The organism is Chryseobacterium sp. (assembly GCF_041914225.1).
Classification (GTDB): Bacteria; Bacteroidota; Bacteroidia; order Flavobacteriales; family Weeksellaceae; genus Chryseobacterium.
In genome coordinates, this window is the sequence record NZ_JAYSDT010000004.1 from 96,077 (window position 1) to 117,667 (window position 21,591).

Annotated in this window: 17 protein-coding genes and 1 pseudogene; 8 read left to right on the forward strand and 10 right to left on the reverse strand. The window is 38.9% G+C overall.

Annotation, left to right across the window (positions count from 1 at the left end; all coding sequences use genetic code 11):
- The first annotated feature begins 21 nt into the window (after nt 1-21).
- A complete protein-coding gene (locus tag ACE3RB_RS03285) occupies nt 22-435 on the forward strand; it encodes a VanZ family protein (protein WP_374462884.1) in 414 nt (137 codons plus the stop codon).
- Here ACE3RB_RS03285 and proC read toward each other — a convergent pair.
- The 4 genes from proC to ACE3RB_RS03305 form a co-directional block, all read right to left on the reverse strand.
- Nucleotides 425-1,228, reverse strand: coding sequence for a pyrroline-5-carboxylate reductase (gene proC / locus ACE3RB_RS03290; protein WP_374462885.1), 804 nt, complete (start codon nt 1,226-1,228; stop codon nt 425-427). The two genes, ACE3RB_RS03285 and proC, sit on opposite strands and share 11 nt — an antisense overlap.
- Before the next feature lie 307 nt (nt 1,229-1,535).
- Nucleotides 1,536-2,549, reverse strand: coding sequence for a UDP-N-acetylmuramate dehydrogenase (murB, locus tag ACE3RB_RS03295; RefSeq protein WP_374462886.1), 1,014 nt, complete (start codon nt 2,547-2,549; stop codon nt 1,536-1,538).
- Between the two features lie 3 nt (nt 2,550-2,552).
- Entirely contained in the window at nt 2,553-3,038 is a 486-nt protein-coding gene (locus ACE3RB_RS03300; RefSeq protein ID WP_374462887.1) for a hypothetical protein, read from the reverse strand.
- Nucleotides 3,039-3,048: 10 nt separating this feature from the next.
- Nucleotides 3,049-4,254: a pyridoxal phosphate-dependent aminotransferase gene (locus tag ACE3RB_RS03305; protein ID WP_374462888.1), complete on the reverse strand. Its 1,206-nt coding sequence runs from the start codon at nt 4,252-4,254 to the stop codon at nt 3,049-3,051.
- Nucleotides 4,255-4,480: 226 nt separating this feature from the next.
- On the opposite strand from ACE3RB_RS03305, the gene ACE3RB_RS03310 reads away from it, so the two are divergent.
- The 4 genes from ACE3RB_RS03310 to ACE3RB_RS03325 all read left to right on the forward strand — a co-directional run bounded on the left by ACE3RB_RS03310 (nt 4,481) and on the right by ACE3RB_RS03325 (nt 10,316).
- Nucleotides 4,481-7,075 (forward strand): fibronectin type III domain-containing protein, encoded by a 2,595-nt coding sequence (locus tag ACE3RB_RS03310; protein WP_374462889.1) that lies wholly within the window; start codon nt 4,481-4,483, stop codon nt 7,073-7,075.
- Between the two features lie 143 nt (nt 7,076-7,218).
- Nucleotides 7,219-8,403, forward strand: a complete 1,185-nt coding sequence (locus ACE3RB_RS03315) for a hypothetical protein (protein ID WP_374462890.1) — start codon at nt 7,219-7,221, stop codon at nt 8,401-8,403.
- Between the two features lie 10 nt (nt 8,404-8,413).
- A complete protein-coding gene (locus ACE3RB_RS03320; RefSeq protein ID WP_374462891.1) occupies nt 8,414-9,835 on the forward strand; it encodes a hypothetical protein in 1,422 nt (473 codons plus the stop codon).
- A gap of 25 nt (nt 9,836-9,860) precedes the next feature.
- Nucleotides 9,861-10,316: a DUF1801 domain-containing protein gene (locus ACE3RB_RS03325; protein WP_374462892.1), complete on the forward strand. Its 456-nt coding sequence runs from the start codon at nt 9,861-9,863 to the stop codon at nt 10,314-10,316.
- Nucleotides 10,317-10,505: 189 nt separating this feature from the next.
- Here the strand turns inward: ACE3RB_RS03325 and ACE3RB_RS03330 are convergent, their stop codons facing one another.
- From ACE3RB_RS03330 to ACE3RB_RS03345, 4 genes and pseudogenes are all read right to left on the reverse strand, one after another.
- Nucleotides 10,506-11,771 (reverse strand): TolC family protein, encoded by a 1,266-nt coding sequence (locus ACE3RB_RS03330; RefSeq protein ID WP_374462893.1) that lies wholly within the window; start codon nt 11,769-11,771, stop codon nt 10,506-10,508.
- Nucleotides 11,761-14,855 (reverse strand): annotated as a pseudogene (locus tag ACE3RB_RS03335) (efflux RND transporter permease subunit). Before ACE3RB_RS03335 ends, ACE3RB_RS03330 begins: the two are co-directional and overlap by 11 nt.
- A gap of 19 nt (nt 14,856-14,874) precedes the next feature.
- A complete protein-coding gene (locus ACE3RB_RS03340) occupies nt 14,875-15,969 on the reverse strand; it encodes an efflux RND transporter periplasmic adaptor subunit (RefSeq protein WP_374462894.1) in 1,095 nt (364 codons plus the stop codon).
- Between the two features lie 4 nt (nt 15,970-15,973).
- Nucleotides 15,974-16,456: an MgtC/SapB family protein gene (locus ACE3RB_RS03345; protein WP_374462895.1), complete on the reverse strand. Its 483-nt coding sequence runs from the start codon at nt 16,454-16,456 to the stop codon at nt 15,974-15,976.
- Nucleotides 16,457-16,852: 396 nt separating this feature from the next.
- Between ACE3RB_RS03345 and ACE3RB_RS03350 the strand changes: the two genes are divergently transcribed.
- Nucleotides 16,853-17,698 carry a DMT family transporter gene (locus ACE3RB_RS03350; RefSeq protein ID WP_374462896.1) on the forward strand — a complete coding sequence of 282 codons (846 nt, stop codon included), beginning with the start codon at nt 16,853-16,855 and terminating at the stop codon, nt 17,696-17,698.
- A 232-nt stretch (nt 17,699-17,930) separates the two neighbouring features.
- On the opposite strand, the gene ACE3RB_RS03355 is transcribed toward ACE3RB_RS03350, so the two are convergent.
- Nucleotides 17,931-19,292, reverse strand: coding sequence for an ATP-binding protein (locus tag ACE3RB_RS03355; protein WP_374462897.1), 1,362 nt, complete (start codon nt 19,290-19,292; stop codon nt 17,931-17,933).
- A 27-nt stretch (nt 19,293-19,319) separates the two neighbouring features.
- The gene (locus tag ACE3RB_RS03360; RefSeq protein WP_374462898.1) at nt 19,320-20,024 is read right to left on the reverse strand and encodes a response regulator transcription factor; all 705 of its coding nucleotides are present in this window, start codon (nt 20,022-20,024) and stop codon (nt 19,320-19,322) included.
- A gap of 101 nt (nt 20,025-20,125) precedes the next feature.
- Here ACE3RB_RS03360 and ACE3RB_RS03365 point away from each other — a divergent pair, with 101 nt between their 5' ends.
- On the forward strand, nt 20,126-20,800 hold the full coding sequence (locus ACE3RB_RS03365; RefSeq protein ID WP_374462899.1) for a YiiX/YebB-like N1pC/P60 family cysteine hydrolase: 675 nt from the start codon (nt 20,126-20,128) through the stop codon (nt 20,798-20,800).
- Nucleotides 20,801-20,960: 160 nt separating this feature from the next.
- Entirely contained in the window at nt 20,961-21,272 is a 312-nt protein-coding gene (locus tag ACE3RB_RS03370) for a hypothetical protein (RefSeq protein ID WP_002976779.1), read from the forward strand.
- The last annotated feature ends 319 nt before the right edge of the window (nt 21,273-21,591 follow it).

A 21,591-nucleotide genomic window follows, 5' to 3' on the forward strand; every position in this document is an offset into this window, starting at 1 on the left:
AATGAATATATTAGCAGTTCAATGTTAAAGAAAATATATAAAATCATTATTGTTCCTTATATTCTGTTTCTGCTCTACCTGATGTTTTTGGGGATGGGCAGATTTCAGTACGAGGAAAACCTTATTACCGTAGAACCCTTTTTTTCTACCATAAAATTTATCCAGGGACCTCATAAGACCATAGATGTTGTGAAGATTGTTCTGGGAAATATTATCATGTTTATTCCTTTTGGATTTCTGGGATGGATTATTCCTGAACTGAAAAAGCTGAAACCTCTGATATTTGGTTTTATTTCATGTATTGTTATCGTTGAGGCTCTTCAATATTTTACAAGAATGGGAATATTTGAGGTAGACGATATCATCCTGAATACTTTCGGGGTCTATATAGGCTGGCTGCTGTGCAGATTTATTGAGAAGAAATTTAACTGTTAAGTTCCTTTGCCCGTTTTTCAGCATTCAGAATTCCCTGTTTCAGAATTTCTTTGAAGCTGTTTTCTTCAAAAGTTTTTAAAGCCGCTTCGGTAGTTCCGCCTTTGGATGCAACATCTTTAATCAGTTCTTCAAGATTTTTTTCAGAGTTATTGATTAAATGATAAGCGCCCAGCATGGTCTGCTTTACAAAAAGTTTGGAAAGGTTTTCTTCAATACCCATTTCAATACCTGCCTTGATCATGGCATCAATGATATAATAAAAATAAGCAGGACCGCTTCCTGAAAGTGCGGTAACACCATCCAGAAGCTCTTCATCTTCCAGGTAAACCGATCTTCCGGTACTGTTCAATAGTCTTTCAATATTGATTAACTGGCTGAAAGATATTCCGTTGGCAGCGGTATACCCGGTAATTCCCATTCCCAGAAGGGTAGGAGAGTTCGGTATGGCTCTTACAACCAGCGGGTGATTCAGTAGTTTTTGAATCTTTTCAATATTAATTCCGGCCATGATGGATAGAACCATCTGGTTTTCTTTTAACGTAAACTGAATATTTTGTGCTACCGTCTGGAAATCCTGAGGTTTTACGGCAATGATGATTAAATCCGCATCAATCTCTTTTACTTCTTCGAAAGTGGAAATTTTAGATTTGGGGAATTCTTCGGCTATTTTGGCAATTTTTTCCTGATTTCTGATAATCAGATGTAGGTGTTCAGGTTTGATCAGTTCATATTTCAGAAATGACTTCGAAAAAGAAAGTCCCATATTTCCGGCTCCAAGAATCGCTATTTTCATTACGGATTGTAAATTTTTTAGCTAAAATAGTGATTTTCCGGAGACTGGATATGAGTTTATCCTGAATTAATTGTTGGTTGGAAAACGCAAAGACGCAAATGTTTTTGAATAAGATGCTGTTTTAAGGCGCAAGAAAATCGAAGATTTTCAGCAAGAGCGAAATAAAGTAGTATCATAAGGATCTGTGCTATCTGCGAAATCCGTGCGAAAATATATTGCCCTGGGACTTCAAAATATTCGACACTTACAGATCATTAAGAAATAAAAAAGACTGAAATCATATGAATCAGCCTTTATGTATTTTAAATTAAATAATATTCACTTCCCGCTCAAGCTCTATCCCAAATTTTTCCTTTACAGAATTGATAATTTCCGTAGAAAAATCAAAAATCTCTTTTCCTGTAGCGTTTCCGGTTGCATTGATGATCACCAGGGACTGTAATTTGTGTGAAGCAACATTTCCGATCTGTTTCCCTTTCCATCCGCACTGTTCAATCAGCCAGCCGGCAGGAACTTTTACCATATCTCCGTTTGGATAGCCCTGGATATTTTCAAATTTCAGTTTCAATGCTTCAAACTGAGCCAGAGGAATGGTTGGATTTTTGAAAAAGCTTCCGGCATTCCCGATTTCTTTAGGATCCGGTAATTTACTTTGTCTGATATTGATAACTGCTTTGGAAACATCCTGAATAGTCGGATGTTCAATGTCAAGGTTTTCCAGTTCGGATTTGATGGCACCATATTCCGTTTTGATATGGTGATCTTTTTGGGTGAGTTTAAAAGTAACCTCCAGAATAACATATCTGCCTTTTCCTTCCTGTTTGAAAATAGAATCCCTATAACCAAACCTGCATTGTTCAAGATTGAAAGTTCTCAGCTCAAGATTCTCCAGATCCAATACCTGACAGGTGACAAAGATATCTTTGATTTCTGTTCCGTAAGCTCCGATATTCTGCATTGGAGAGGTACCTACATTTCCGGGAATCAATGAAAGATTTTCCAGTCCGCCATAATTCTTTTCCAGGCAATACATCACAAATTCATGCCAGTTTTCACCTGCTTTTGCGGTTACCAATACTTCATTTTCATTGATGCTTTCCTCGGAAATTCCTTTTAAATTTAATCTGATGGCAAGGCCGTCAAAATCTTTGGTAAGAAGAATATTGCTTCCTCCTCCTAAAAACAGAAGCTGAAGAGATTGGTTTTTTGCGAAAATAAGCGCCTCTTTTAATTCATCAATCGTATTGACTTCAGTAAAATACCTGGCCCGGGCATCAACACCAAATGTGTTATAAGGCTTTAATGAAAAATTTTCCTGCATATTTTATTGGTATTCTTTGGGAAGAATCTTGTCTAGTTGTTCTTTAAGTTGTTGTAATTGCCTGTAATGTAAGGTGTCTGCATAAGAGTTCACATAGATATGTGATTTTTTGGGAGTCCTAATCTGGAATGTCTCATCTATCCCGTTTACAGACTGTTGGCTGGGAGAGCTTTTTATGTGGTCAAGATCTGTGATATTGACTGGTGATATAAGCTTTTTCCAGGTTTCGGTATTGATGGCAGATGACCATTCTTTATGAGTTTGATTGGCTGTCATCCCTTTTTCAGCAAAAACAGAATCTTTGGTAGCTTTGATAATCCTGTAACTTCCCAGATTTCCTCCGATGTGCGATACACTGACAAATGTAATTTCGTATGGATTTTTATGGGAATCAGCTGGTTCTGTTTTCTTTGAATCACAGGAAAACAATGCCGACAGCAAAAGAATCGAAAACAGGATTTTCAGATAACGTTTTTTTGTTGTCGGCATAGGATATATTTTACAGGCTGAATTCTTCTCTGTACTTCTTTAAAGCTTCTTTAAGAATTTCAGCACTTCTTTTTAAATCTGCTTCTTTCAGAACATAGGCAATTCTTACCTGCTTTTTTCCCAGTTCAGGATCGCTGTAGAATCCTCCTGCAGGTGCAACCATGATGGTTTCATTATTAAGAGAATATTTTTCAAGCAGCCACTGGGCAAATTTTTCAGTATCATCTACCGGAAGTTCGGCAACACAGTAGAAAGCTCCTCTTGGCTTAGGACAGATCACGCCAGGAATAGCATTTAAAAGATCTACCAATACATTTCTTCTGTGGGTATATTCTTCCCTTACCGCTCTGATATAAGGTCCGTCATTCTGGTGTGCCGCTGTTGCTGCAATTTGTCCCAAAAGAACAGGGCTTAGTCTTGCCTGGGCAAAAAGCATCGCTGCATTACGGATTTTGCTGGAGCGGGTAACCATACATCCGATTCTTACCCCACACATAGAATAACGCTTGGATTCAGAATCGATGATGATACAGTTTTCAGCTAATTCCGGGAACTCAAGCATGGAGATCTGCTGCTTTCCATCGTATACATATTCTCTGTATACTTCATCAGAAATGATTACAATATCGTATTTTAAGGCAATTTCTGCCAGTTTCTGAAGTTCTTCACGGGTATAAAGATATCCGGTAGGATTTCCAGGGTTGCAGATAATGATTGCTCTTGTTTTTTCTGTGATTTTTTTCTCGAATTCCTCAACAGGAGGCAAAGCAAAACCTGTATCAATAGTAGAAGGTACAGCTACTACGTTTACATCAAATGTACTGGTAAAACCATTGTAGTTGGCATAATAAGGCTCAGGAATAATCACCTCATCACCTTCGTCACATAAAGTGGAGATCGCAAAGTTGAGAGCTTCAGAACCACCGTTGGTAACAATAAAGTTATCAGGAGTAAGGTCTGAGAAGCCTAATGAATGATAATATTCAGTAAGGGCTTTTCTGTACTCGATATTACCTTCAGAAAGCGCATATTCCAATACTTTTAAATCGATGTTTTTTAAAGCATTTAAAGCTGTTTCCGGAGTTTCAATATCAGGCTGTCCGATATTAAGGTGATATACTTTTATTCCTTTCTGTTTCGCTTGTAAAGCAAAGGGAACCAGTTTTCTTACCGGCGATGGCGGCATATGCAGTGCTCTGTTTGAAATATTCGGCATTGTTCAAAAAATTTGTATGACAAAAATAGGATTTAATTTCTCAATAATAAAATTATGAGTCAATAAGAAAATATTCCCTGAGCTTTTATGTTCTTCGAAAAATTCAGTTATAATGGCAGTTTTCAATATTGATTTTGTGTGTGTTTTAAAGAAATGTTATGATTTTGTTAAAAATAATATTTCTGTATTGTTATTTTGCCTTAATTTCGCCATAAATGTGATTAAAATGGTAATAAATTTATTTTCTAGAGTGGTACCTGCTATTGCTCTGTTTTCAGCCTCTGCAATGATGGCTCAGAATTATCAAACTATGCCGGTTTCCTCGGGCTTTACTGCTGATGTAATTGCGAACGGTATAGGTTCTTCCGCAATTACTACAAATAATGACGTAGATGGAGTTTCCTACGCTTTTGTAGCTAAAGATTTTCAGCTGACTTCCACAAGTGCTGCCATTACGTATGGTATTCCTGTAGATGGAGTTATTAATTCCGTGGTGGGAACCACTCCGGGATTGAGCTTCCAGTTGGCAAGTTTGAATGCCAACAATTCGTTAAGGCTGGCTGCAATCAATGATAACGGAACTCTGACATTTACGGCACCGAAAGCCGCTACCAAACTGTATATGCTTGCCGTAAGCGGAAGTGGAAGTTCTGCAGTAAATGTTGTGGTAAACTTTACCGATGGCAGTTCGCAGACGTTTTCCAATATCAGCCTTGCAGACTGGTACGGAGGTTCCAATTTTGCCATCCAGGGAATAGGAAGGATTAAAAAGGCGGGAGCTACTCCTGCTGCGGGCGATGATGTTCCTTCTCCTGAAGGTGGAACCAATCCAAGATTATATCAAAGCGAACTGGCAATAGATGCTGCCAATCAGACGAAGCTGATACAAAGCGTAACAGTAACGAAAGCAAGCGGTTCAGGTATCCCGAATATTTTTGCTTTTTCAGTGGATGCTTATTCAGACTGTGCACCTCCTGTATTGCAGGCAGTTTCAGGCATAACGGCCAACTCTGCTTTAGTTTCATGGACAGGTAATGCTGCCAGTTATGATGTATACCACAGTACTTCAAACACAACACCGGCAAGCTCAGTAACACCTACTTATCCGGGAGTAACGGGAACAAGCACAACGATAGGAAGTCTTAATTCCAATACGACCTATTATTATTGGGTAAGATCCAACTGTAATACCGCAACCGGCCAAAGTGTATGGTATTTTGCAGGAACATTTAAAACAGCATGTTCTACTTTCACAGTTCCGTATACAGAAAACTTTGATACGACAAGCACAGGCACCAGCACCAATAACAATGCGCCAAGCTGCTGGGCATATCTGGAAAGTCCATCATTTGCAGGCTATGGATATGTAACTACATCAAGTAACTATTCAGCCCCTAATGCTTATTATCTATATAATTCAAGCGCTACTACAGGAAGCCAGATGTTGGTTACACCTCCAACGATCAACCTTTCAGACGGGACCAAACGTGTCAGATTTTATGCAAAAACAGGAACAACAGGGACTACATTATTAATAGGTACTCTATCGAATCCTGCAGACCCGGCTTCTTTTACGCCAATTGGTTCTCCTATTGCTTTGACATCTACCCACACGCAATATACTGTTAATATTCCTGCAGGCTCTGATTTGCAGTTAGCATTTAAACATGGTTTAGGAGGTACCTACCGTTCTATTTATATTGATAATATTTCTGTTCAGAATATTCCTTCCTGCGTTGAGCCGACTGCTGTTACATCATCCAACGTGAATTCAAATTCAGCAACAATCGGATGGACAGCACCATCTTCAGTTCCTGCAGGCGGATATGAGGTGTATTACAGTACAAGCAATACCGCGCCGGATGCTTCCACTGTTTTAAATGCTGCAAACTCTACAACGTCTACAACAACTTCTGCACCGATAAGTACATTGCAACCATCCACAACCTATTATGCATGGGTGAGATCCAGCTGCAGCGCAACTGATAAGAGTATCTGGACTGAAGTTCCCGTATCATTTACAACCACTTGTCTTCCGATAACTACACTGCCTTGGAGTGAAAATTTTGATGCAATGACGAATATAGGCTCTGCCATCGTTCCAGGGTGCTGGAAACAAACTCCGGGAGGAAGTTCATCCAGCTATAATTTTACTTCAGCAAACGCTTCCCAGCAAGCTTATAATGACCCTAAATCTGCTCCAAATTATCTGACAATCTATTATCCATATAGTAATGCCGCTTATTTATGGACCCCTACATTTACTTTAACTGCAGGAACTTCATATGAATTCTCATTCTATTGGGTAGGAGACGGCTATGCAGGCTGGCAGAATGAAGTGTTGGTAAATAATGGACAAACTGCTGCCGGTGCAACCAGTTTAACGACATTTATCACTTCTGATCAAACAGCAACAGGAGGAGGTAACAGTACTGAATATACTAAAGTTACTGTTTCATATACCCCAACGTCTACCGGCGATTACTCATTTGGAATTAAGGCTTTGAATACAACACCGGCGCCATATTATATGGGATTTGATGATTTCTCCCTTACGCAGTCCAATTTAAGTACAGCTGAAACATCTGTTAAGAAAAAAGAAGTGAATGTATATCCTAATCCTTTCAAAGATGTTCTGCATATTGCGGATATCAAAGATGTGAAATCTGTAACAGTTACGGATGTAGCGGGAAGAGTGGTGAAAACTATTGATAATCCGACTACTGAGCTTCAGTTAGGAGATTTGAATACTGGTTTGTATTTAGTGACAATGAACTTTAAAGATGGCTCAAAATCAACAGTGAAAGCCATTAAGAAATAAAATTTTTTGAGTTAATAATTTCTGTAGGCAGTTACATTCGTGTGGCTGCCTTTTTAATAGCTTTTCACATAATAACTGGAAAAAATTATTATCGGAAATGTTCATAAAATTATTATACATTTGCGCCGAAAACTATAACAACCATGAATAAATTTAAACTACTTTTTTTAATACCATTATTTTATTCCGAATTTTCCCAAGCTCAGCGAATTGATAAAGAAATGATCAGCTTCCAGCTTTTGAAAGAACCGGTTTTTCCTACAGAACTTTCCAACAGAAATTACACGATTACAGTAAAATCTCCCTATAATATTACAAAAGATGATGTGATAAGAATTTCAAAAGAGGATTATCAGAGAAAGGTGGACAATTATCAGACGAACGTTGAAAACGCCAAGTACGAACATCAGGAAAGATTAAAAGATTATGATGCTGAGGTAAAAAAATTACAGGAGAAATACAAACTGGAATCAGCAGAATACAATAAATTATCCGCAGTTGAGAAAATTGCTGCAACCAACGGAGCTCCTGTATTGAGATTACCTTCAAGACCCATTCTTAATATTCCTCCAATGCCGGTTTACCAACAGCCTGATCTGAGAGACGCTTTGATTGTGGATAACAAAATTCTGGCATCACAAATGGATGTGACGGGTTTTTCAAAAGGCGGAAATTATCTTGATATCGTTATCGAAATGGAAAGAACAAACTTCCAGGACAACCAGGGAAAAACTTTTGCCAATCAGCCTACAAGGATCGTTGCAAAACAAGGCGGTGCAGTAAAGCTGGATAAAACGTATTTCTCGGATTTTACTGAAGTAGCAAGTGTTCCGACCAATGAAATCAACCTGAACGCCCAGGAAAAAAGATATCTTCAGAGAACAATGGACCGTACAAGGAATATCATTAACGAAAATTTCGGTTATCAGACCATCAATTCTACGGTGACTCTGGCGACGGTAAAGAACAAAGGAGAATACGATGACCTGGAAAAAGCATATATCTACGTGACGACCAATCTGAAAAAACTTCAGGCAAAGTCAGACTACGCCCCGAATAAAGTAGCCATGGAAAATATGCAGAAAGGGATTGATCTTTGGAAAACCGCTTTGACAAAAGTAAATTACAATGATAAGAAAGCTGCTTACAACCAAAAGATCGGCGAATACCTTTATTTTAACCTGATCAGATTGAATATTGCTTTGGGTAATTACCAGGAAGCAGAGAAATATTTAAATGAACTGCAGGAGCATCTGGTAGATATTAAGCTATCCTACGATGCCAATCTTGAACTGAAAAGATTGGAAGAAAAAATTTATAATAACTAAAGAAAACAATATGATTAAACAGATTATTGCTTCGGCATTAATGACAGCTGCTGTGTACAGTTATGCACAGACAAAAGTGACTGAGGGAACAAAGTTCACCGTGGACGCCAATCTTGAAACGGATGATAAACTGGTACTGGCAGATGATTACAACTCTTATATGTTCAGCGCCATCAATATTGACGGACTGATGAGAAATGTTTTCCCACATAAGAAATTATTGATGAGAAAACTGGATCAGAACGGAAGCCTTGTGGATACGTATGTGAAAGATTATGCCAACAAAACAAATGGTGTACTTCACAACTACCTTGGCTCACAGCAGATTGATGATGATAAATTTATCGCCTTTACGGAAGAGTATTTCGGGAAAGAAAACAGGAAGGAAGTATTCCAGCATGTTTTCAGTAAAAAAGAAGGTACTTTTACCACCAAAAGCATTGCAAAATACAGCATCGAATCTACCAACAAATCAGGAACTACATATGTTCTTTTCTCAGAAAACGGTAAATATGCAGCGATCTTCAATGACAGGTATGCCAACAAAAAAACAGATAATGTGAATGATGTTCTGGTCCTGGATCTGAGAACACTTTCTCCGGTTTGGAACAAAGAAATCACATTGAGTAATGATTATGTTGAAAAGTCTTTGACGCTGACTAACTCCGCGAAAATTGTTGTACTGAGAAAAGCAGCAGGCTGGAAGGAATCCTATAAGCTGGAACTTGTTTCGAATACTGAGGATAAAAACCTTCCGTTTGATGATAAATATATTCCTGAAAAATTATATGCATTCAGTAAAAATGACAGCGATTGTCTGGTGACATTTGGAAGAAAAAACGCTGCGGTTACCATTGGTGCAAGTACTTTCGGAACAGTAATGTTTTATGATATGAAATCCGGAAAAGCAGTGATCAGTAATACCAATTTAGCCGGAAGCAAAGATATGAGTGATGTAAAGGTCATCAAAACAATTGTAAAAGGAGATGAAACTTTAATGGCTGTACAACAGGAAACTGTAACAAGACCGATGCCCACGGCAATGAACCGTTTCCCGGATCCTGTATATTCACTGGATGCAGGAATGCTGATCAAATTTAATAAAGAAGGTGAGGTAAAGCAGTTTGTAGCTGCGGGAACTTCTACAGGAAAAAGGATTCATATTGTTGATGCCGGGGAGAAACTTTATATTTCTGCATTCTATCCGAAAGGAGCATTCGGGAATACAGGATTTTCTATGAAAGTTTTTGATTTTGCCAATCTGAAACCTCAGGAAGTAAGCCTTGATTATAAAGGAAGAAACTTTTTCCAGAACTATGGCTTCGCAGATGGAAATATGATTCAGTATGTTCCGAATGTCAATAAAATGATGTTCCTTCAAAAGAGCAGTAAGGATGTTCAGATGTTCAATGTGTATAATTTTATAAAATAGTTGTATTTTAGAGAAAATTTAAAATATGCAGATTCAGTCAGTTTCCATAGAAGATTATATCTCAAAAATTCCTGAAGAAAGACAAGAGGCTTTTAAAAAACTTTTTGATACAGTGAATGACAATCTTCCAAAAGGTTTCGAAGAAGCTACAAATTATGGGATGATAGGTTGGGTAGTTCCTTTGGCAACATTTCCTGCAGGATATCATTGTGCACCCGGAACCCCACTGCCATTCATTAATCTGGCTTCCCAGAAGAATTTTATAGCGCTTTACCATATGGGGCTTTATTCAAAACCGGAACTTCTCGATTGGTTTGTGGCAGAATATCCAGAACATTCCAAAAAGAAGCTGGATATGGGTAAATCCTGTATCCGCTTTAAAAAAGTAGAAGATATCCCTTTTGAACTGATCGCTGAGCTTAGTAAGAAAATGACTCCCGACGACTGGATCGGAATTTATGAATCTCAGTATAAAAGATAAAAAAGGCCCTGAAATCTATTTGATTTCAGGGCTTTTTTTATGCTGGAAGCCGGAAGTTTGAAGCTGGAAGTTATAGTTGTGTTTTTAGAATCAATGTTTGTCGTTTGGTGGGATTAAAAAGTTAATTAAATGGTGTGTATTTATTCATCGGCTTTCGTAAACTTCCATCCCCCAGCTTCCCTCTTCCAGCTAAAAATGAATATCCCAGATTCCTGCTTTACGCTCAAGCTCAATCAAAGCAGATGCATTATCTGCAAGGGCCTGATAATAGTCTTTCCTTACATTGTTATAAGTTCTCTGGGCGTTCAGGACTTCAAGGATAGAGCTTTCTCCTCTTTTATAGCTGTAAATAATTCCTTCCAGAATGCTTTCGGCTTCCGTAAGCATTCCATTGTGGAATTGTCTGAGCTGTTTCTGGGTGGCTGTATACTGTTGATAGGCCTGCATTACTTCAGCTCTTATCCCTTGTTCGAATTGTCTGTATTCAATTTCTGCCTGTGAAGATGCCATTTCTGCTATTTTTAATCCTGCATTTCTTTTATTGGAAAATTTAAGGGGAATGCTAATGCCTATTTTTACTGCATTTACAGTTGGGGAAGGTGCAATTTCGTTGATGGCTTCTGTGTGGCGTTCTCCTCCTGCACTGATGCCAAGGTCTATGACACGGTTGGCTTTTTCAAGATTGATCTGGCTTTTGGCAACCTCGGTATTTTGCCTGGCGGCTAATAAGTCAGCTCTTTCATTCAATGCCTGGAGAATCAGGTCATCGATACTGAAATCCCTGTTGAAGGCATTAAAATTTCCGGCAACCTCTCTGTCTACAATTTTGCTGTCTCCCAGAAATACAGATAAACTGGTGAGGGCCTGATGTTCTGCGCTTTCAGCCTGATATACTTCATTGAGTAAAGAAGCTGCTTCCAGGTTACTTTGTTTGGAGGTTACAAGTGATATGGTTCCCAACCTGTAGCGGATACTGTCGGACTTTGCGAGCTGCTGCATTTTTTTATAAGAATCCTGCTGAACTTCAAGCAATGCTTTGGATTTTAATGCATCAATATACCCTAAGCTGGCATCTGCACGGAGGTTCCTGAAGAAATCCTGCAATTGTAGTTTGCTCAGTTCAGATTGGTTTCTGGCCAGATTTACCCTGGCTTTTCTTTTACCGCCAAGCTCAAGTGTCCAGCTGAGTGATGCCCCGTACACATAACCCATATTTTGATTCACACCGTTATTGGTGGTTTCCATTTCCAATTGAGGATCAGGAAACATATTGGCGGTCTGGATAGCAGCTTCAGCTATACTTACATTGTACTTCTGAGAAGCATAGCCTAAATTTTTACTTCCAACAAGATTCAGGTATTCTTCAAATGGCAAAAATTCTTTTTCCTGTGCCTTCATACCTGTAATGCTGAGCAATACAAAGGATACTATGATAAAGTGAATTCTAATTTTCATCTGATTCTAAATTTTGTTTTCGTTTCTGCATTCAGCCATAAAATAAATCGCCGGCAGTACAAATAGGGTTAAAACAGTGGAGAACATCAGTCCGTAGACAATGACAGTTGCCAGTGGGCGCTGTACATCAGAACCGATTCCTGTGGCCAATGATGCCGGAAATAATCCGATTACAGCAACCGTTGCAGTCATCAGTACAGGTCTGAAACGATCTTTTGCTCCTTTGATGGCGGCATTTTTCAGTTCATATCCTTTCTTACGCAGATCGTTGATGTGAGAAATCATAATGACTCCGTTCTGGATGGCAACTCCGAATAAGGCTATAAATCCTACTGCTGAAGAAACATTCAGAGACATTCCCCGGATATTGAGTGCCAGCATTCCGCCAAATAATGCCAATGGTACAATAGACATCAGGACCAAGGCCTGTCTGAAATCTCCAAATGCACCATACAATAACAGAAACATAATGGCCAGTGCGAGCGGAACAATAAATGCGAGTCTTGAATAAGCCCTGTTTTGATTTTCAAACTGACCGCCCCATTTAATCTGGTATTTTTCGTGATCATATTGTACATCTTTTTCAATTGTATCCCGGGCTTTTTTCAGGAACGAAGAAAGATCGGTGCCTCTCAGATTAAGCTTTACCGTAAGATGCCTTTTGTTCATTTCTCTGGTAATAGTACTTTCGCCCGTGCTTAATTTAACTTCTGCTACCTGAGACAGTGGTATTTTGGCTCCGGAAGCTGAGGTCAGCATCAGGTTCCCGATTTTATCCGGAGTATTGCGGCTGTCTTCCGTGTAACGACAGGAAATATCATACACTTTATTGCCGATAAAGATCTGGGAAATGGCTTTTCCTCCCAATGCCACTTCAATAAGGTCGGCAACATCTGCTACATTCAGGCCATACTGAGCAATTCTGTCCCTGTTCGCAATGATCTGCAGCTGAGGTAACGGCGGCTCCTGATCAATGGCAAGGTCTGCCGAACCAGGAATTTTATTCAAGGTAGACAAAACATCTTCTGCAATGCGTCTGGTTTCTTTAAAATCTTCTCCATATACTTTTACCACCAGCTCACTGTGCGCTCCGGAGATTTTATCCATTACTCCGTCAATCATAGGTTGTGAAAAACCTACCGTGAATCCCGGCATGTCTTTATAATCTGCCGCGAGTTCTCTGATGAGGTCTGCTTTTGTTTTCCCGGAAGGCCATTCGCTGTAAGGTTTTATTCCAATGGAAACCTCGAAATGAGAGGCTGTCCACGGATCTGTACCATCATCATTCCGGCCCGCCTGTACCATCATATAAGTGATTTCGGAATGTTTCAGGGTACGGGCCCGCAGGGTGTCACTCATTTCTTTTGATTGGGCTAAGGATATTCCCGGTGGCAGCTGTACCTGCAGCCAGATAGAGCCTTCGTCCAGCTCCGGAAGAAAATCTTTTCCTACGGTGTAAGACAGAATCCCGGAAGATATCAATACAATAATGATCGGAATAATAACTCTTTTGGGAGTCTGCATTATTCTTTCCATTCTTTTCCCATAGGCAGCAGCGAGTTTTTCCAGCCATTTGTTATGATAAATCTTTTGTGGTTTGCGGTAGATAACATATGCTAATCCCGGGATCAGAAGTAATGCTACAGCGAGCGCACCCAATAGGGCATATCCTACAGTAAAAGCCATGGGGGTAAACAGTTTTTTCTCTACCCGTTCAAAAGCAAACAAGGGCAGATAAGCGGTGATGATAATAATTGTTGAAAAGAAAATGGGCTTGGCTACTTCAATCACCCTTTGAGTAATGGTTTTTTCTTCCAATGCTTCTTCCGGATTTTCTTCCCGCTTCTTCAGAATGGTTTCCAGCATAACGATGGCTCCGTCCACAATGATTCCGAAATCAATGGCTCCGAGTGAAAGAAGATTGGCCGGAATGTCAGTAAAATGCATTAATATAAAAGCAAATAATAAAGAAAGCGGAATGGTGATGGCCACCAGCAATGCTCCGCGCCAGCTTCCGAGAAATACAATCAGGACAATAATAACCAGAACAATTCCTTCGGTAAGGGTATGAGAAACTGTGGTGAGCGTTGTTTTTACAAGTTCTGTCCGATCCAGAAAAGGATGGATTTTTACGCCGGGAGGAAGTGTTTCGTTATTCAGTTCTTCTATCGCTTCATGTACACCTGCCAGCACTTGCGAGGGATTTTGCCCTCTTAATAAAAGCACAATTCCTTCCACACTTTCAGAATAATTACGTTTCCGGTCTGTATAACCAAGAATCCCTTTTCTTTCCAGGTTTCCGTATTTCAGTGTTCCTACATCATTTAAAAAAACAGGAACTCCGTTTTGGGTTTTTACTACAATTTTTCCAAGGTCATTTAAATCTTTTATCAATCCTATCCCACGGATGACATAGGCTAGGTTTCCGCGGGGAAGCATACTTCCTCCGGCACTTACATTATTTTTGGAAATGGTTTCAGTTACTTCCGAAAGAGAAAGTCCATACTGTTCAAGCTTATGAGGATCCAGTTCGATCTGGAACTGGGTGGTAATCCCTCCGAAGTTGGTAATATCAGCAATCCCGGAAACCTGTTTGATGCGGGGAATAATGACAAATTTTTGTAAATCTGTAAGCTCCCGCAGACTGTGGTTATTGCTTTCTATGATATAACGATAAACTTCGCCGATGGGAGAGGTGAGGGGATCTAGACCGGGCTGTGCATTATAAGGAAGCTCTACATCCGTCAGTCTTTCCTGAATACGCTGCCGGGCCCAGTAATCATCAATCCCATCATCAAAAACAATAGTGATAATGGAAAGCCCGAAGGTACTTTTGCTTCTCATCACATGCATTCCGGGAAGTCCGTTCAGTGATCTTTCCAAAGGGATGGTGATCTGCTGTTCTACTTCCTCAGCGGCCAGTCCCGGAACCTGTGTAACCACCTGGGAAGTTACATCTGCAATATCGGGATAAGCTTCTATGGATAATCTGGTCCAGGAATAATATCCGAAGAATCCCAGTAAAAGGAAGAGGGCAAGCATCAGCCATCTCTTCTGTATAGAGAGTGTGAGTAATTTCTTCATAATTTTCATTTACATTATTTCACATCCGGCATATAAATTCCTCATCGGTCATGATGATTTCTCCGGGGTTTAAGCCTGCTGTGATTCTTACTTTTTTCTGATCCGTTTCTCCTGTAGTCACAAAACGTTTGGCAAACTGGTTCTTACCGGTTTTTACCCACACATATTGGGAGCTGTCGTGCTGCATTAAGGATGTTACAGGAATCATCACAGCTTTTTCAGGTGTTGTTGAGAAGCTCACGGTGGCGTACTTTCCCGGTTTTAGTTTCCGGTCAGGATTATCACATTCAATAAGGACTTTGATGCTTCGGGTATCTTTATCCACTATTTCATTGATGTGATATACTTTTCCGGTAATATTTCTGTCCGGATAGGCGCTTACTTTTACTGAAACCTGATCTCCTGTATTGACAAAGCGGATGTCTTTTTCCTTTACATCACCCGAAATCCAGACTTTTGATAATTCTGCAATCATGATCACCGGATCTGCATCTCCCTTCAGATATTGGCCGTTTACAATTCTGTTGGAAATAACTTCTCCGTTAATGGGAGCCCTTACAATAAGAGGGCTTCCTATACCCCCGCCTTTGCTGTTATATACTTTTAAGGCTGAAGAAGCATTGGAAAGAGATGTTCTTTTATTTTTGAAATCGGTTTCCGCTTCGTCCAGTTCTTTCTGAATGCCTACTCCGTGTCTGACCAGATCCTGCTGGCGTCTGTAATTTTTTTCTGCAAGCTGTACATCATTCAGAGCATCTGTATAATCCTTCTGAACTGAAAAATAATCAGAAGAAAGGATTTCAAAAAGAGGGCTTCCGGCAGAAACATTTTGTCCAAGCTGAATAAAGGATTTGGTAATTCTTCCGGAAAAAGGACTGGCAATTTCTGCATAATGGTTGGGAATGGCCTGAATTGTTCCTGCTGAAACAACACCATCACTGTGTTCCTGCTCTGTGACGATCTGTACTTTAATTTTCTTGAATACAGGATTGTTTTCCGGGATGGTAACCTGGTTACCCTGAATGATTATTTCCCGTTCGTTGTTTTGCTGAGGTATATTGTCCTTACAGGAGACTGCAAAGAGAATTATACTGCTTAAGATTATTTTTTTCATGCTCTTAAAACAATTGAGTGCTGTTGCTGATTTTTATTTTTTCTGTATTGTTTTTCCTGTTGTTGAGCAGTTTTTTGCTCCTTGCTTCTTTTTTTGAGGATAAAGTGGGTCTCAGGAATATGTTGGTAGAAATAATGAAGAAGACTGTAATAAGGGCTTCTTTAGGATATCCGAGAGCACACAATGCACCTATGGCTGCAGAGCACCATAATGTGGCTGCTGTATTGAGCCCTCTCACGGTTAGGCCGTCTTTCATAATAACGCCGCCGCCGAGAAAACCGATTCCGCTGACAATATAAGAGGTAATTCTTCCGGCTGCATCACCACCAATTCTGATGGCTATCAATACGAAAGCTGAAGAGCCGATGCATACGAGTGTGTTGGTACGGAGACCTGCATTCTTTTTACGCCATTGTCTTTCGAAGCCAATACCGGCTCCCAGGCAGAATGTAGTCAGTAAACGAAGGGTGAATTCAAAGGTATTCATAACTTTTCCTGTTTTTATAAAGCTTTTTCAGCTGTACGGGAAAAGTGGTACAACTAAAGCTTTAAGATTGATAATTACTGTAAGGATCTGGGTCCATATGCTTTATTTTTACTGTGCAAAAGTAAAAAGAGCCGGGGTTTTATGCAGTTAGAAAAGCTTTAGAATATGATTAGAAAATTATTAGAGAAAATAATTTCTTGTTTAGAGTGAAAGGAATTAAAAATATTTATTAAGTCTTATTAATAAGTGAGAACTGTATCCATTGCAAAAGGGAAAAAATCAATACATTTGGTAGCAGTTATTTTATATAGTAAATTTCATGGTTTAAGTATAAAATAAGAGTTTGTTAATCGCGGAAGTTTCTTTCCAAAATCTTTTGAATGATATATTTTAGGCATGAAAAAATCAAATATAGCAATACCGGCTACGCTTTTAGCAATCATCTGTGTGCAGGGTGGAGCATCCATTGCGAAGCAGCTTTTTCCGGCAATAGGTGCTATTGGTACAGTTACTTTAAGAATTGTACTTTCAGCGGTTCTGCTTACCTTGATTAACCGTCCGAAATTTTTAACATTTAACAGACAGAAGTGGCAATATTGTGCAATATATGGAATCGGGCTGGCAGCAATGAATCTTATTTTTTATATGGCAATTCAAAGGATTCCATTGGGACTGGCTGTGACTGTAGAATTTGCGGGGCCTTTATTTCTTGCACTGGCTTTATCCCGTAAGCTGCTTGATGTAGTATGGGCTTTGCTGGCTTGTGCGGGAATTTTACTGATCGTTCCGTGGCAAAATAATCATGTAGATTTAATAGGTCTCGGATTGGCTTTTCTGGCAGGAATGTTCTGGGCTGTTTATATCATCATGGGAGGTAAGGTTTCTAAAATAATGGACGGAAAGGATGCTGTAACAACAGGAATGATATTTGCGAGTCTGGTGATTATTCCTTTTACCATATGGGATGGTGCTGTTTTCAACCTGACACCGACCATTTTTGTGAAAGGTCTTGGTGTGGCTATTCTTTCGAGTGCCTTGCCGTTTTCTTTGGAAATTATGGCTTTGAAAAGACTTCCGGCTAAAACTTTCAGTATTCTGATGAGTCTGGAACCTGCATTTGCTGCACTTTCAGGATTGGTTTTCCTTGCTGAAAAGTTATCTTTTGTACAGTGGATTTCTATTGGCTGTGTTATCGCTGCAAGTATAGGAACAACTGTTTTTAGCAGAACATCTGGTCATTAAAAGATTTATCCCATGATAAGAATACATTGGAAAATACAGCTTGTTCTGCTTCTGATCTCACTTTTTTTCGTTGGTTTGGGCATACAAAGTATTGCAGAAGAAAAAAAGTCCGGGACTCTTTTATTCAGACATTTTTTACACATTATACCTTTTGTGACCAGCAGTATAGTTTTTATCGTGAATATCTGTTATCAGCGCAAAAAAAGGTAATGAACCCTGTTTCTTCAGAAGGTTATATAATATCAAATAGAACTGTGAAAACAGTCTCATTGTATTCTGATACTGCGTTGATTTTTGCATGGTGAAGATTAATGATCTTTTCAGTAAGAAATAATCCTATTCCATGCCCTTTTTCCTGCCGGGAGGCTTCACTTCTGTAAAATGGCTTGAAAATATGCTGTAAATCTTCTTTAGAAATGATATTTCCTATATTGCTGAAGCTGATGGTAAGAGTCTTGGAGTGAACTTTCACGTCAATCAGGCAAGTATGGTCCGGTGAATATTTGCAGGCGTTGTCAATGAGATTATTAAAAGCAACCTGCAGAAGGTATTCATTTCCCTGGATGATAAGCTGGTGTTCTTCTACTGAGTCTTCTATGTTGAGTGAAACTTTATATTTTGAATTTTCTTTTATTGTTTTGGTATAAGATTCCAGGAGAACTTCATCCAGGCGTACTTCAGAAAAACTGATTTCATTGGGATCATAGCTCGCTTTGGCAAGATCCATCAGACTGTTGGAAAGCTTTACCATATTTCGGGCATCTTCCAGCGCATATCGGATGGTTTTCTGATATTCTTCTTTGGTTTTATCTTTTTCGGAAGCCAGTTCAAGTTCTGTAATAATGGCTGATAGAGGGGTTCTCAGTTCGTGCGAAATATTCGCTACGAAGTGCTTTTGAGAGTCAAAAGAATTTTCAAGCCGCTCCAGCATTCCGTTGAAGTTTTGGGCCAGTTCATTAAGCTCATCTTTTTCCTTAGTTGTTTTCAGGCGCAGCTGTAATTTTCCGGCAGTCATCTTTTTGATCTGATTTACCATATCACTGAGCGGGCTCAATGCTTTTTTGGAAAGGAATATTCCTGAAAGATAGATCAGGATCAGAATACTGAAAAAGGAAACAATACTGATGGTTAAAAGATGTGTGAGATATTCGTATCCGTATTTGTCATAAGCCGCGGCCGTTACAGCATAAGATTTTCCTTCATAATGATACACCATTCCGATGACCTGCAGATCATTTAAAAAGAAACTGATTCTTTTTTTCCTGAATATCTGTGAAAGCATTTCAGGGGTTTCCTTTACATAATCTACTCTGGCATCATCATGATAAACCAATTGCTTATTACTATCATAAATTGCTACCTGAACCTCATTCAGTGTTCTGGTATTGTTTTGATAGAGCTTATGCATTTCCTGCTCAGGTAATGAACTTCTGAAAAACAGGTCCGCTTTGGCGATGGCTTCGTTTTGGAGTTCGCTGTAAAAAGATTGCTCTCTGGCTTCCTTGGATGAATAATAGATCGAAATACTGTAAACACTTACAAGCATTGCAGTGATTAAGGTAAAAAGCAGTGTTAGCCGGGTCCTGATTTTCATCCGAATATTTTTAATTTATTTCCATCATTATTGCACAATGCCTGACTCGTAATTTTTCTTCAGAATAAATCCCATGCCGGCCTTGGTGTGAATAAGCTTGGTTTCAAAATCTTTGTCAATTTTCTTCCGGAGGTAATTAATATAGACATCAATAAAATTGGTTCCGGTATCAAAATGGGTTTCCCATACTTTCTCTGCAATTTCACTTCGGGAAAGAACTCTTTCTGAATTTTCAAGCATAAATTTCAGAAGATTAAACTCTTTGGGCGTTAACTTGATCGGGATATGATCTCTGATTACTGTTTTCTGTTCCAGATTCATTTCAATTCCATCATATCTCAGTACAAAAACCTTCTGGTGTCTCTGTTGTGAAAAGCGTTTCAGAAGTACTTTGATTCTTGCCACCAGTTCCCGCATTTCAAAAGGTTTGGTGAGGTAATCATCCGCTCCGGCATCAAACCCTTCCAGTTTATCATCAGTAGTTCCCAGTGCGGTAAGCATAATGACAGGAAGATCAGGTTTTAGAGTTTTGATCTCACTGCAAAATTCAAGTCCATCTTTTTTGGGCAGTACAATATCCGTTACAATCAGATCAAAATGATTCTGCAGGGCCAGTTTCATCCCTGAAATTCCATCGTAAGCCACAGTAACCTCAAACTGAGCTTCCTGGAATCCTTTTGCAATCAATTTTGAAAGTCTGTCGTCGTCTTCAACTAATAAAATATGTGGCATGAGAATGTTGAAAATGTTTGGGTTGATAGGAAGAATACATCAATATTCCCACAAATGTAATGAATTCTATTTTGTAATTTTGATTCCGGAAGTATAATCAGATGTCAGAATTTACAATGTCTTTCAGAAAAAAAATTAAAGGAATTACAGTTACAGGATTTTGGTTCTGTTTATTGGTCATATTGGCTCAATGTAACAGTAATTCTCCCGGAACGGTACAGCTCAAAAACGGAGATCTGCTTTTTGTTACGGCAAAAGAATCCGGGCTATCCGGAGCCATCAATAACGTCACTCAAAAGCAAAAGTCTGCTTCATTTGACCATATAGGAATTCTTGAAAAAGAAGATAGCCGTTTTTATGTCCTGCATGCTGCTCCAAAAGGCGGTTCACAAAAACAGAACCTTAAGGATTTTATAAAAGATCAGAAAGAAGAAGGGCAGGAGGTGATGGTTTACCGTTTAAAACAAGAATACCGGAAAGCCATTCCTGAAGCTGTTAAAAAAGCACACTCCATGCTGGGAAAACCTTATAATTTTAATTACATTCTGGATGAAAACTCATATTACTGTTCGGATTTTGTGGAAAGAGCTTTTCGTGAAGATCATATTTTTAAATTGGAACCTATGACCTTTATTGATCCCAAAACGGGAAAAACGAATACATTCTGGGAAGAATTTTATACTAAGAAAAACCTGAAAGTTCCTGAAGGAGAACCTGGTTGTAACCCTAATGGGCTGGCAGGTTCAGAGAAACTTGAAAGAGTAGGAACCCTTTAAAAAATATAGAGAAGCTGAAGAGGCTTCTTTTTTTTATGTTAAATTTTTAAAAATATTAGTCCACTAATTTGGTGGACTAATATTTTTTTATATTTTTGTCACAGATTTAAATGCAGAGCGCGATATGATCTGATAATGTTTAACCCAAAAATGTTTAGCGATGGTTACACCTAATCCCGGCCTGCAGGTTTTACAAAACAAAATAAACCTGCCTAAAAAAGAATTGTTACTGGAAATAGAGTTGAATGGCAAAATGAAATTTGAACATTTGATGAACACTATCTATAATCAATTAGGCATCTGTCATAGAGTGTTATCTGCTAATGTAGAGTATGTGAACGGATATAGTTTTGGTTCCGTACAGTTATATATTAATGTCAATTCAGAAGACTTTCAGCTGCTTGAGGTCTATCTGAATAAAAATAAACTTATCAATACGACGGTAGAATACACCTGCAGAACATATTTTTAAGTGAGATTCATATAGTTTTAATTACCCAAAGTGTCCGGTTCTTTTACCGGGCACTTTTTATTTAAAGTTATTTGAAAACCAATATAGAGTTGATGGTCGCTATTTGACGGGTGAGTATTCCTCTTCTCTGGAGGGGTGTCGAAAATTCAAAGAATTGTTAACAGGGAGGTTGTTTAAACTTTTATATTCATTATTTTAACCACAAAAGGTACAAAAGTTTAAACACGTAATTTTTTTCAGAACCAAACCTTCTGCGTAATAAGCACACCTAAGTTTGTGAATCTTTGATTTTCATCTTATGTGAACTTTTCTACAGTAT

Bases quoted from the DNA above. Each gene is read 5' to 3' on its own strand.
- ACE3RB_RS03370 (WP_002976779.1), top strand. From the start codon at position 20,961: ATGGTTACACCTAATCCCGGCCTGCAGGTTTTACAAAACAAAATAAAC.
- ACE3RB_RS03365 (WP_374462899.1), top strand. From the start codon at position 20,126: ATGTCAGAATTTACAATGTCTTTCAGAAAAAAAATTAAAGGAATTACA.
- ACE3RB_RS03315 (WP_374462890.1), top strand. From the start codon at position 7,219: ATGAATAAATTTAAACTACTTTTTTTAATACCATTATTTTATTCCGAA.
- ACE3RB_RS03325 (WP_374462892.1), top strand. From the start codon at position 9,861: ATGCAGATTCAGTCAGTTTCCATAGAAGATTATATCTCAAAAATTCCT.
- ACE3RB_RS03310 (WP_374462889.1), top strand. From the start codon at position 4,481: ATGGTAATAAATTTATTTTCTAGAGTGGTACCTGCTATTGCTCTGTTT.
- ACE3RB_RS03350 (WP_374462896.1), top strand. From the start codon at position 16,853: ATGAAAAAATCAAATATAGCAATACCGGCTACGCTTTTAGCAATCATC.
- proC (WP_374462885.1), bottom strand. From the start codon at position 1,228: ATGAAAATAGCGATTCTTGGAGCCGGAAATATGGGACTTTCTTTTTCG.
- ACE3RB_RS03340 (WP_374462894.1), bottom strand. From the start codon at position 15,969: ATGAAAAAAATAATCTTAAGCAGTATAATTCTCTTTGCAGTCTCCTGT.
- ACE3RB_RS03360 (WP_374462898.1), bottom strand. From the start codon at position 20,024: ATGCCACATATTTTATTAGTTGAAGACGACGACAGACTTTCAAAATTG.
- ACE3RB_RS03285 (WP_374462884.1), top strand. From the start codon at position 22: ATGTTAAAGAAAATATATAAAATCATTATTGTTCCTTATATTCTGTTT.
- ACE3RB_RS03320 (WP_374462891.1), top strand. From the start codon at position 8,414: ATGATTAAACAGATTATTGCTTCGGCATTAATGACAGCTGCTGTGTAC.
- murB (WP_374462886.1), bottom strand. From the start codon at position 2,549: ATGCAGGAAAATTTTTCATTAAAGCCTTATAACACATTTGGTGTTGAT.
- ACE3RB_RS03345 (WP_374462895.1), bottom strand. From the start codon at position 16,456: ATGAATACCTTTGAATTCACCCTTCGTTTACTGACTACATTCTGCCTG.
- ACE3RB_RS03300 (WP_374462887.1), bottom strand. From the start codon at position 3,038: ATGCCGACAACAAAAAAACGTTATCTGAAAATCCTGTTTTCGATTCTT.
- ACE3RB_RS03330 (WP_374462893.1), bottom strand. From the start codon at position 11,771: ATGAAAATTAGAATTCACTTTATCATAGTATCCTTTGTATTGCTCAGC.
- ACE3RB_RS03355 (WP_374462897.1), bottom strand. From the start codon at position 19,292: ATGAAAATCAGGACCCGGCTAACACTGCTTTTTACCTTAATCACTGCA.
- ACE3RB_RS03305 (WP_374462888.1), bottom strand. From the start codon at position 4,254: ATGCCGAATATTTCAAACAGAGCACTGCATATGCCGCCATCGCCGGTA.